Consider the following 11154-nt stretch of genomic DNA (forward strand, 5'->3'; position numbering starts at 1 on the left):
ACATACGTTCGTTTCGGAAGGGATTGTCAGGAAAATTCCAAATGGCTCATATAGAAGATGCTGTTTCCCCTGCCCATCCCCTGCGGGGATGTTCGGGAAAATCGTCATTCATCCCCCACCTACTTCGTTGATGAAGGGGACTTCTGACGAAGGTTGTTAAAAGTGCAATTACAAATGTAGAAAAGCCGATCATGATGCCGAATGCATTTTCAACTTCCATGACTCACCTCCTCTCGAAGGGAAGCCATGCCCACCCAAGATTCAATTGTACTTTCATTGTAACTTTTTTACTAGATGCGTACAAGTGTTCTACTTAATAAAAGCAATTTTGACCGTTACTTCGTTCACCGCATGTTTTCTGCTGAGAGCATGCCGCTAGCTGAAATAAGAAAAGTGAAGGGCGGCTGCCGGCCGCCCTTCACAACGTTAAGTCGATCCGAATACTTTCGTTCCGCGGGGTTGAGCGCCGCTGTCGTCCGGTTCAAGCGTAATGCCGATCGAATCGAACGAGAGGGTGCCGGATGCAATCGGCATCGCAAGCACGCCTATGCCCCGTTCGCCGACGCGGAACGTGCCGGCGCTCGTTCGTTCATTACCGCGTATCAGCCAAACTTGATAGGCTTCCGTACCCGTCGTTTGTTTCGCCCCGAACACATACACGATAAACTGTTTGCTCTGACCGTTATTTACGATGCAAGCGACTCCGTATGAGCGTTCCGTGCCGGAGGACTGCGGCTGCAGCGATACGAGACGCTCGATTTGCGCGGCCGGAACGGATAACGCTTGTTCGATCGGCAGAGGTGCGGCCGCACGATCGCGGATTAACTGAACGTTCCAGAACGTTCCTGCCGCCAACAGCAAGAGTGCGGCCGCAGCAGCAATCGTTAACCATCGGTTGGCAAATAATCTGCGAGAAGCGTTCCCGCTTCGGTCAGCCTCGAAAGCGGCGTCAAGCACTTGTTTCTTTAAATCTTCAGGCGGTTCGATCCGCTCCATATCGGCGGGAAGCACCTCCCACACTCTCCTCAGGTCATCGACTTCGGCCCGGCAGAAGCTGCATCCGGGGAGATGACGTTCGAAAGCCGCAGTCTCTTCAGCTGTGCATTCTCCTGAAACATAAGCCAGGCACAGTTCGCAAATTTCTTCCCGCCCGCTTTCGCGCATCATAATCCCTCCCCTTCCGTCAGCAAATGTCTGCGCAATATTTTCAATGCCTGATGCAGCCGGTTTTTCACCGTGCCGAGCGGTTGATTGTAGATTTCCGCCAATTCGCTCAAGCTGTATCCTCGCCAATAGAAATGCTCCAACAGCATGATCTGCTGTTCCGACAAATGCCGGTATGCGGCGCGAATTTGCTGTCTTTCCGAATCCCGCACTGCATTCTCTTCCGGAGACATGAACGAATGATCGGGAATGTGCTCCCATCTCTCGGGTTCCATCTGGATAACGATACCCGATTCCCGGCGGTCTTTGCGTATGCGGTCTATCGTTATGTTGCGGGTGATCGTGATCAACCAGCCGGAAAAAGTGCCTTTATCGGGATTATAGCCGGATTCCGTCGTCCACAATCTGAGAAAAACCGATTGAACGATGTCGCGTGCCGCCGACTCGTCTTTTACCGCTTTGTATGCGAAAGAATAGATGAATGCGGCATGCCGGTCATACAAAATCGACAGCGCCTTGCGCCGTTTGCGTTTGACCTGCTGCATCAGTTCATAATCGGAAAGATTGCGCATATCCGGATGCCTCCAGACGGTTCCAAATTGACTCATTCAGTGACAACGATCGTTGCTTTCATTCCCGGGTGAGGCGAACAAAAGTAAGAAAATTCACCGGCTTCGTTAAAGGTGATTTGCTTTTCTTCATCTCGCCCCAATTGACCGGTATCGAACGATTTGTCGTCGGCGGTCGCGGTGTGTCCGACCTTGTCCCGATTGACGAACGTTACGGTATCGCCGGCCTTGATCTCAAGCTTTTCCGGCGAGAAAGCGAAGTCAACAATCTCCACGACATGGGCCGCTGCCGGCTGTTCGTCGGCGGCTTGCTCTGCCGGTTCAGCGGCAGGCTCTTCAACAGGTTGCTCAGCCGGTTGTTCGGCAGGTTTTTCCGCATTTTCGTCGATACGCTTCTCATCCGGTTCCTCAACAGGTTGATGCTCCGCCGGTTCCTTCACGGGTTTCGCCGCAGACTCCTCCACAGGTTGCACCGCAGACTCCTCGACCGTATCCGTGTGCGCGTTGTTTTGCGCCGGTTTCGCGGCATCTTGCGCCCCGCATGCGGAAAACATGACGATCAACAATGTGCTTAACAGCATGACTAGCGCCGTACTTCGATGTAATCGCATCCGGATGTACCACTCACTTTACGATAATTGTGCCTGTCATAAAATCTTTGTGCGGCTCGCAGTAATATTCGTAAGTCCCGGTTTTGGCCAGCGTAATCGTATACGACTCGCCTTTAGCCAAGAGAGGGGTGGAGAAAGAGCCGTCCTCCGCGACTGCGTTATGCTTCATATTATCGTGATTGGTGAACACGATTTTCGAACCGGCCTCTACCGTTAACGGCTCGGTGCCGAATGAAAACTCTTTGATGTCAACGTTGTACGTTTTCACGGAAGACGCAGAGGCGGAAGTTCCGTTGAACTTGGCCGGATCGATCACAAACCATACCTGGTTGACATCCTGTCCTTTGGTTTCGCCGCGGCTCTTGTCTTGCACGAAATAATAAAGAGGATAATCTTTGAATGTCGATTGTCCGTTTCCGTCGGAACGGGTGATCTCGCCAAAATCTGCGGACTTCAGCGTCGTAGGCACACTGCCTCCAGCCGAAGTATAAACCGGCCAGTTTGTTATGCACTTTCCTTCGCAGACGCTTGTTTTCGGCGTATCTTTATTGAAGTAGTACAAAGTGCGTCCGTAATCGTCGGTCAAATAATTTCCCAGTGTCGTCGACGTCCCGATCATCACTTTATAGTCGGACTTTGCGACGAACCATACCCCGTTGACCGCCTCGCCGTTCACATCGCCGGCTTTAGCATCCTTAACAAAGTAATAGAGCGGCCAGCCTTTATAAGTCAACTGCTTGGCTCCGTCCGTACGGGCTAACACGCCAAAATCGGCTTTATTCAACGAAGAAGGGATCTGCAGATGATCCGTATAGTAAACCGGCCAATTTTTCAAGCAGTTGTCTTTGCACGAATTCGGGTCTTCCGCGTCCTTCGTAAAGAAATACAACGTTCGGCCTTCTTCGTCCGTGAAATACGTTCCTAAATCTTTATTGGCGCGCAAGGAGATCCGATCGCCCAGAGGAAGCTTGGCATCCGCGGATATCGCTCCGCGGGATTGCAACGCGCTGAAGAGCGTCCCACTGTCCGCCGTTGCCGCCGAAAGCGACTCTACCAAAGCTGTCGCGATATGCGCGTTGGTTAATGATTTCGTCCCGGCGATTTGCCGCAAGCCTTTCGATGCGGCGAACTGTTCCGTCTCCGCATATGTAAAGTCCGCTCCCGAACGGAAGCCCAGCGTTTCCAGAAGCACTTTATACAGCTGCTGCGAGCTGATTTCCGCCAGCGGGTCGAATGCGCCGGAGCCCGTTCCCGTCCATCCTTCTTCCGGATGAGCTTTCAAGTATGCAAGTATTGCCGCATTTTCTTTGCCCACCTTGCCGGCATCGGAAAAATTGGCGGTCCCCGTGTAATTCGCCGCTTCCTGCAAAAGTCCTTTGAGCCGCAGCGAAATGATCGCGGCTTGCATGCGTGTCGATTTCTTGCTCAAGTACTGCGCGGTTACCCCGTCACCGTCTCCAAGCAGCAGCCCGAGCTCTTTCGCAATGTCCGCATCCGTTTGCACCGTAACCTGGCTCTCTTCTGCCGATGCGACGGAGACGAATGACAGAAATACAAGTGCGATTGAAACAACCAAAGATGTCCATGCGCCGCTATTTTTCGCCATTATTAAAATCCTCCTTTGAAAAATGTTACCCACTAATAAGTAACGAACGACGGATGAAAGCGGTTTGAACGCCGATTAAATTTTTTCGAACCGGCTGCATGGATAAATGCCAGTTGAGTAAGGGATTCATCGAATATGATGTACTGTTTCGCAAATATATCGGAAAGGCTTGGTTCTATTGAAGGTGCTCGTCATCGCCCCGGAGCAGCTGCCAATCCCGCCCGTATTAGGCGGTTCCGTCGAATATGTGTTTCATAATATTTTTCGCCGGATCGCCCGGACGGACCAAGTCATGCTGATCAACCGCTCCCACTAACGCTGTGGAAGGAGTGGGAGCGTTGGCGGCCTTTTTTCGGGATCGATTGTTTCTGCGGCACCTTGAACCCGATGCAAGTCTATAAGCGGGATATTGTAAGAAAGATCGTCTCCTCCGTCAATGTCCCTTATTTGGAGCACCTTTTGTCCGTAACGGAAGTATACGCATTGGAGGAGATGCTGCATTCGACGCTTGCGGTCCGCTGCGGCGGAAAGCCGCGCAAGTATCCGGACGGGACGGCGGCGTATACGCGCGCGGGGGTACCGATCAGCGTGCTAGAAGCGCAGGAGGCGAGAAAATCGAAAGACGTGTACTTCGTGCATCCCGTGAAACGGGATCCCGCGGATCCGGCGCGGCTATGGATATCGGGTGCTGAGTCATAGAGACAATTTCAATCCTTCCCTATGTTTTCGCGATTTGTTATTATACGTGGAGAGAAGGACTGATGGAAAAATTTTTGCTATCTAGGAATGGAGGAAGTGCGGCGATGCCTTTAGTCGACATGCCGTTGGAGCAGCTTAAGAAGTATGAAGGTCGAAACCCGAAGCCCGCCGATTTCGACGAATATTGGTCCCGTGCCGTTGCGGAGATGCAAGCGGCGGACGCGCAAGTGGAGCTGGCGCCTAGCGAGTTTCAAGTTCCTTTTGCCGAGTGCTTCGATTTGTATTTTACCGGAGTAAGGGGAGCGAGGGTTCACGCGAAATATGTCCGTCCGAAGCATGCTGCGTCGCCGCACCCCGCCGTTCTTCAATTCCACGGGTATTCCGGGAATTCAGGGGATTGGGCGGACAAGCTGATATACGCATCGCTGGGATATTCCGTCGCCGCTTTGGACGTCCGCGGTCAAGGCGGCACCTCGGAGGATACGGGCGGAGTGAAGGGCACGACGTTGAAAGGCCACATCATCCGCGGACTGGACGATCATCCCGACCAGCTGCTGTTCCGGCACGTGTTCTTGGATACGGCGCAGCTTGCAGGCATCGTGATGGGGTTCCCCGAGGTCGACGAAACGCGTGTCGGCGCAGCAGGGGGCTCGCAGGGAGGCGCGCTAACTATTGCGTGCGCTGCTTTGGAGCCTAGAATCAAACGGCTGGCTCCGGTCTTTCCTTTCTTATCCGACTACAAGCGCGTATGGGAAATGGATCTCGCAAAGGACGCATATGAGGAATTAAAGGTTTTCTTCCGATACCACGATCCGCAGCATCAGCGGGAGGACGAAATATTTTACAAGCTCGGATACATAGATATTCAACACTTGGCGGACAGAATTCGCGGGGAAGTGCTTATGGCCGTCGGACTCATGGATACGATTTGCCCGCCTTCCACCCAGTTTGCGGCGTACAACAAAATCACGGCGCCTAAATCGCTGGAGATTTACCCGGATTTCGGGCATGAGCATTTGCCGCGTTTCAACGATAAGGCGTTGCAATTCATGCTTGGATTATAAGCGGCGGCCGTTCCTGATCATCCGCGTTTGATTCGGGAACGGCCTTTTGTACCCGCATCATTGAACGGGCGCGCTTGTTCCACAGAGAAACACGGTGGTTCACGGATGAACCACGTAGTGCCGAAGTGGACCAAGAGACGTTTAAACGGGTGCGCTTGTTCCACAGTGAAACACGGTGGTTCACGGATGAACCACGTTGTGCCGAAGTGGAACAAGAGCCGTTTGAACGGGCGCGCTTGTTCCACAATGAAACACGGTGGTTCACGGATGAACCACGTAGTGCCGAAGTGGAACAAGAGACGTTTAAACGGGTGCGCTTGTTCCACAGTGAAACACGGTGGTTCACGGATGAACCACGTTGTGCCGAAGTGGAACAAGAGCCGTTTGAACGGGCGCGCTTGTTCCACAATGAAACACGGTGGTTCACGGATGAACCACGTTGTGCCGAAGTGGAACAAGAGCCGTTTGAACGGGCGCGCTTGTTCCACAGTGAAACACCGTGGTTCACGGATGAACCACGCTGTGCCGAAGTGGAACAAGCGACGGCAGTAGGACGGCTGCTTCAATTACCAACGCGTCCCTTCGGGAGCTAGGCGATGTGTTATACCGTGATTAATTTGTCCATTCAGCGAAAATTAAGCTTCCTTTAAAGTTTGTTTAAGCTTCGTGGCGCATAATGTGGACATGTCGCCGCATTGGCGGAAGAGAAGGGAGTTTGAGGCGTGGCTGAATTACGGCAAAATCGCAAGTGGATCATTATCGTTTCCGGCATTTTAGTATTATTCGCTATCTATGTCGCTTTATTTCCGCCTGTTAACCAAGCAAGGGGGGCGGCCGGGACGGCCGAAGCGGTGGCAAAAGTGAACGGGGTCGAAATCGACCGGAACCAGCTTTTCGATGCGATGTTCAAAAGCGGCGGCAATCAAATGCTGCAGCAGATGATTGATGAAGAGCTCATTCGTCAAGAAACGGAGAAGGTGGGTATCAGCGTGACGGACGAAGATATCGAGAAGGAAATCGATTCGATCCGGGCGACGTTTTCTTCGGATGAGGAGTTTGAACAAGCTTTGCAGTCTTACGGCATGACTATGGAAAGCTTGAAGAAGGACGTAGAAACTCAGGCGAAGCTCCGCAAGCTTCTCGAGCCGAACGTTACCGTTACCGATGAGGATATCAAGAAATATTACGACGAAAACCTTGAATCGCTCAAAACACCGGAGCAAGTCAGGGCATCGCATATTTTGGTGAAGACAAAAGAGGAAGCGGATGCGGTTTTAACGGAGCTGAATAAAGGCGCCGACTTCGCCGAATTGGCGAAAGAAAAATCCACAGATACCGGGTCGGCCGAAGCCGGCGGCGATCTGGATTATTTCGGGAAAGGCGTCATGGAGGAAGCTTTTGAAAAGGCGGCGTTTGCATTGGAAGTCGGGAAATTAAGCGAAATCGTTGAAACGAGTCACGGCTTCCACATCATCAAGGTCACAGACCGTAAAGACGAATATACACCGACCTTGGAAGAGAAAAAGGAAGACATTCGCGAGCAGCTTATTTCCGAAGGAATATCGAATATGTCGACAAGCTGGTTGGAAGAAGTTCGATCGAAGGCTAAAATCGAGAACTATTTGGAAACGTTATAATAAGACGAGCGGGGCTGCCGAAAGGCAGCCTCTTATTTTTGGATATTGTCCAGCCATTGATTCGCGACTGTTTCAACCCAATCTGAGAAAGTACGGCAGTTTTGTAAACGATATAGCGTGTAATCGGGGCAATTTTGCAACGGGAGAATATGTTCAAAGCAATGGTCGTGAGCAAACATTAACACCTCGCTTGTGTATTTGTTGTAGAGAGTCATATTACCGTTTGCTTCAAATGCAAATGCAATGTAATCATAAGAATTTATTCCGGGCTCCAATCCTTCATCCTTGCATCGTTCCGTAAACAATTCTTCGAGCCAATCAAATCCTTCAACCGAATCTTTCAAAGTCAAAGCGCTTTTAAGGTTACATAACCAGCTTTCCTCCGGCTCATTCCATCTTTCAACGATACCTCCAAACGAGCGAAGCAACAAAATATGATCTTCATGCAATTCGCTGTTGCGCAGGTAGTCAAGCTTGTGTGGTGGCAAGCATAGCCATCCGAATGATTCACCGTGTTTGTTCGTCCAACCGAACAACATATATTCGTTCAATTCGTTCACATTAATAATTGTGACCCTTGCTTGAGACAATAACCGGGTTAATTTGGGGTACTTGCTTTTAAAATCATTATGCGATGTAAAGTTGGTTTCGCCAGCTACATTGATCTTATCGTCTTCGTTGAAGAACCAGGGAACATTTTCAATAAACTCGTTCAAGTCATTGTTATCCAATGAGGGCACCTCGCAAACGCGGTTTCTCTGCTTAATTTTGTCTCAAAACAACCATAATAACCGCGAGGTGGTGAAAGTGAAAAAAGTAAGAAGCGGTCTAGTTATCGTAATTTCAATCGTACTGGTTATTTCCGTTTTCCATACCTCCGACGCATCATCGAGTCCCCGAAGTCACCACACAGACGAGCCGAATAATCGGACGGAAGAGCTGCAAAAGCGGCTGAAAAACCTCGAGCCTCCGGAACCGGTAACTATTATTGGACTTCCGTATCAAGCGGAAGCGAAGAGGTTATATCCGTCGCAAACCGTCCCCATTCCGGAAGTGATCAATCAAGGAACCAAAATTCCTTTCGATGTAATCAAAAGCATACCAGAGTTTAAAAGACCTGTTTATGAAAAACATTGGCACAGCACATACTCCGGCGGCAGATGGAGCTATATACCGTTACGAATCCATTACGCGCTCCATCGAATGTTTGCTGATTATGATATCGGCCTCTCGAATTGGTACGATTTCGAACATAATACGGGTATTTATAACATTCCAAAGCTTGAGTGCAGCGGTAAAATTTACTGCTATACAATGAGATCAATAATTCGTTGAACTGCAGAGGCAAAAATTACCGCTGCATTCGACGGTTCGTGCGTAAAGAGCGGTTGTGTAGTCGTATAGCGGTAGAAGTTGCCGCTGTAGACTCGGTGATAGTAACTTTGTCTACTGCAACGGTAAAAATTACCTCTGCGTAATGGCCATGATTTGCAAAACATAATAACCCGGACTTATACGACTTATGTGATGGAAATGAGGCTTGCGGATGAGGGAATCAGGGGAAATAGGGGCGCTCTGGCATTGGGGTGTTGCCATGTATCGGTTTCGCTGGACCGTCGTCTTGATTTCCGCGCTCGTGTTCGCGGTCATGGCTTACTACGCCCAAGAGGTGCCGGGGCTGCTGAAGGACAACGGTTTCACGCCGCGCGGCAGCGATTCAGATATCGGATTGACCTTGCTGGAGCGGGAGTTGGACTTTGCGCCGTCCACTCTAACGCTGGTATATACGAGCGACTCGTTCAATATGACCGGACGAGATGCAACTCAGACGATATTGGATTCCTTGGCCGAGCTCAAAAATCTTCCGTACGTAGCCAATATCTCGATAATCGAAACTACGCGGCTAGCCGATCGAAACGACATTCAATCGGTTCTTGTAGAGCTTACCGTCAGCAGAACGGAAGCGTTGGTGAAGTATCCGGAATTCCGCAGCCTAATCGCCGCTCCCGAAGGTATGAAGGTTTATGTGAACGGAGGAACGGCAACGCTTTACGACGTCCAACAGGCAACCAAGAAGGACATGGCCAAGTCGGAGCTGATGGGCTTGCCGATCGCGCTTATTGTGCTGCTGCTTATTTTCGGCACATTATGGGCAGCCCTCCTGCCGTTGATTGCCGGCGTCATGAGCGTCGCAATTACGCTCGGGATAACGTATTTTATCGCCCAATCGTACTCCTTGTCGAACTTTATGCCGAGTATGGTCACAATGGTCGGGCTTGCCGTAGGCATAGATTACGCGCTGTTTGTCGTCAGCCGCTTCCGCGACGAACTGAAACGGCAGCGTTCGGTAAGCAAAGCGGTTGCGCGGACGAGCGGGACGGCAGGCAAATCTATACTTTTCTCGGGGTTTGCCGTATTGATCGGAATGCTCGGGATGCTGTTTATCGATTTGCCGGTTATGCGCTCGCTATGTCTCGGCGGAGTGCTCGTAGTGCTTACATCGGTAATCGTCTCGAATACGCTGCTGTTGGCGCTGTTAGGCATATTCGGCCGTAGAATCGACAGCTTCCGGGTATTTCCGGCATTTCAGCGCCGACGGGCGAATTCTTCGCTGTGGGAGCGGCTCGCCTTCGCCGTTATGAAACGCCCGGTTTTTCTCGCACTGCCGATGAGCGCGGTTTTAATCGCGCTGACGCTGCCGGTCGGAAACATGAAGCTGGGCGTCCCGACCGCAGACGTGCTGCCGCCCTCATATGAATCCAGGCAAGGCGCCGATTTGTTGAAGCAAACATACGACGCTCGAGAGGCAAATCCGATTCAAATCGTTGTCCAGGCGCCAGGGGACGTCTGGGAGGAAGACACGATTCGCGACATTCGCGATTATTCCGATCGAATCAAGGAAGTTCACGGCGTCAACTATGTAGAAAGCTATATTACAGCTTTAGGTGATCACCCTCCGGAAGTAACCGCGGGTCTTCTGGAGTCAGGACGGGCGAGGCGGCAAATGGAGGACCGGAAGCTTGCTAAGCGCCATACCGCGGTGCTTGTCGTAGTTCCGGAATCGGATCCGGAGTCCGCCGGTACCGCCACCCTCATCGGCAAAATTCGCAGCTTGGACTCCGGTTCTCTGGATGCGTTGGTTACCGGAAGCACCGCTTACCGCATCGACATGATGGACCGCATCAACAACGGTCTCCCCGCCTTGCTCGCATTTGTCATGGCGGTGACTTACGTCGTGCTGTTATTCGCGTTTAAATCCGTGCTTCTTCCGTTGAAAGCCGTGCTGATGAACGTGCTGAGCCTCGGCGCAAGCTTGGGAATAGCCGTCGCCGTCTTTCAACACGGATGGATGGCCGACGCGCTGAACATCACCTCGATCGGTTACGTCAGCATTATTTTGCCGGTTACCATCTTCTGTGTCGTGTTCGGCATATCGATGGATTATGAAGTATTTTTAATATCGAGAATTATGGAGGAATATGAGCGGACGGGGGACAACGACAGGAGCACGGCGGAAGGGATTAAGAAAACCGGAGGCGTTATTACGAGCGCCGCTTTCATCCTCATGGTCGTTGTCGGGTTCTTTATTTTTACGGACATTGAGATTACTAAGGCGTTGGGCGTAGGTCTCTTCTGCGCCATATTCATCGACGCCACGTTCATCCGGATGATTATCGTCCCGGCTTTGATGAAGCTGCTGGGGCCGGCGAATTGGTGGGCGCCCAGGTGGATCGCCGGAAGGTGAAGAAAGCCGCCTCGCAAGTGAACTGTGACCCGTAAGATGGACACTTTGAAAAAAGTGAC

At 51.3% G+C, this 11154-nt stretch carries 13 protein-coding genes; 7 read left to right on the forward strand and 6 right to left on the reverse strand.

Going from position 1 to position 11154, the window contains the following annotated elements; translation table 11 throughout:
• Positions 1-46 precede the first annotated feature (46 nt).
• The 5 genes from JET16_RS31215 to JET16_RS29375 form a co-directional block, all read right to left on the reverse strand.
• Positions 47-220: a putative holin-like toxin gene (locus JET16_RS31215; protein WP_199624756.1), complete on the reverse strand. Its 174-nt coding sequence runs from the start codon at positions 218-220 to the stop codon at positions 47-49.
• A gap of 206 nt (positions 221-426) precedes the next feature.
• Positions 427-1167: an anti-sigma factor gene (locus tag JET16_RS29360; RefSeq protein WP_199624758.1), complete on the reverse strand. Its 741-nt coding sequence runs from the start codon at positions 1165-1167 to the stop codon at positions 427-429.
• Complete coding sequence (locus tag JET16_RS29365; RefSeq protein ID WP_199624759.1) at positions 1164-1736, reverse strand: RNA polymerase sigma factor; 573 nt, start codon at positions 1734-1736, stop codon at positions 1164-1166. Before JET16_RS29365 ends, JET16_RS29360 begins: the two co-directional genes overlap by 4 nt.
• Before the next feature lie 32 nt (positions 1737-1768).
• A complete protein-coding gene (locus JET16_RS29370) occupies positions 1769-2344 on the reverse strand; it encodes a cupredoxin domain-containing protein (RefSeq protein ID WP_199624760.1) in 576 nt (191 codons plus the stop codon).
• 13 nt (positions 2345-2357) lie between these two features.
• Positions 2358-3950, reverse strand: coding sequence for a plastocyanin/azurin family copper-binding protein (locus JET16_RS29375; protein WP_199624762.1), 1593 nt, complete (start codon positions 3948-3950; stop codon positions 2358-2360).
• 178 nt (positions 3951-4128) lie between these two features.
• On the opposite strand from JET16_RS29375, the gene JET16_RS29380 reads away from it, so the two are divergent.
• From JET16_RS29380 to JET16_RS30710, 5 genes are all read left to right on the forward strand, one after another.
• Positions 4129-4266, forward strand: coding sequence for a hypothetical protein (locus JET16_RS29380; RefSeq protein WP_233532452.1), 138 nt, complete (start codon positions 4129-4131; stop codon positions 4264-4266).
• 71 nt (positions 4267-4337) lie between these two features.
• Complete coding sequence (locus JET16_RS29385) at positions 4338-4649, forward strand: hypothetical protein (protein ID WP_199624764.1); 312 nt, start codon at positions 4338-4340, stop codon at positions 4647-4649.
• A gap of 104 nt (positions 4650-4753) precedes the next feature.
• Positions 4754-5713: an acetylxylan esterase gene (locus JET16_RS29390; protein ID WP_199624766.1), complete on the forward strand. Its 960-nt coding sequence runs from the start codon at positions 4754-4756 to the stop codon at positions 5711-5713.
• Between the two features lie 74 nt (positions 5714-5787).
• Positions 5788-6306: a hypothetical protein gene (locus JET16_RS29395; RefSeq protein ID WP_199624767.1), complete on the forward strand. Its 519-nt coding sequence runs from the start codon at positions 5788-5790 to the stop codon at positions 6304-6306.
• Between the two features lie 129 nt (positions 6307-6435).
• Positions 6436-7350, forward strand: coding sequence for a peptidylprolyl isomerase (locus JET16_RS30710; protein WP_199624768.1), 915 nt, complete (start codon positions 6436-6438; stop codon positions 7348-7350).
• 32 nt (positions 7351-7382) lie between these two features.
• Here the strand turns inward: JET16_RS30710 and JET16_RS29405 are convergent, their stop codons facing one another.
• On the reverse strand, positions 7383-8081 hold the full coding sequence (locus JET16_RS29405) for a hypothetical protein (protein WP_199624770.1): 699 nt from the start codon (positions 8079-8081) through the stop codon (positions 7383-7385).
• 76 nt (positions 8082-8157) lie between these two features.
• On the opposite strand from JET16_RS29405, the gene JET16_RS29410 reads away from it, so the two are divergent.
• Positions 8158-8685, forward strand: a complete 528-nt coding sequence (locus JET16_RS29410) for a hypothetical protein (RefSeq protein WP_199624771.1) — start codon at positions 8158-8160, stop codon at positions 8683-8685.
• 211 nt (positions 8686-8896) lie between these two features.
• Positions 8897-11095, forward strand: a complete 2199-nt coding sequence (locus JET16_RS29415; RefSeq protein WP_199624772.1) for an MMPL family transporter — start codon at positions 8897-8899, stop codon at positions 11093-11095.
• The last annotated feature ends 59 nt before the right edge of the window (positions 11096-11154 follow it).

It is taken from the genome of Paenibacillus alkalitolerans, from assembly GCF_016482785.1.
Lineage (GTDB): Bacteria > Bacillota > Bacilli > Paenibacillales > YIM-B00363 > Paenibacillus_AE > Paenibacillus_AE alkalitolerans.

Coding starts and splice junctions, on each gene's coding strand:
- JET16_RS29370 (WP_199624760.1), bottom strand. CDS start 2,344: ATGCGATTACATCGAAGTACGGCGCTAGTCATGCTGTTAAGCACATTG.
- JET16_RS29360 (WP_199624758.1), bottom strand. CDS start 1,167: ATGATGCGCGAAAGCGGGCGGGAAGAAATTTGCGAACTGTGCCTGGCT.
- JET16_RS29385 (WP_199624764.1), top strand. CDS start 4,338: ATGCAAGTCTATAAGCGGGATATTGTAAGAAAGATCGTCTCCTCCGTC.
- JET16_RS29375 (WP_199624762.1), bottom strand. CDS start 3,950: ATGGCGAAAAATAGCGGCGCATGGACATCTTTGGTTGTTTCAATCGCA.
- JET16_RS31215 (WP_199624756.1), bottom strand. CDS start 220: ATGGAAGTTGAAAATGCATTCGGCATCATGATCGGCTTTTCTACATTT.
- JET16_RS29415 (WP_199624772.1), top strand. CDS start 8,897: ATGAGGGAATCAGGGGAAATAGGGGCGCTCTGGCATTGGGGTGTTGCC.
- JET16_RS29390 (WP_199624766.1), top strand. CDS start 4,754: ATGCCTTTAGTCGACATGCCGTTGGAGCAGCTTAAGAAGTATGAAGGT.
- JET16_RS29365 (WP_199624759.1), bottom strand. CDS start 1,736: ATGCGCAATCTTTCCGATTATGAACTGATGCAGCAGGTCAAACGCAAA.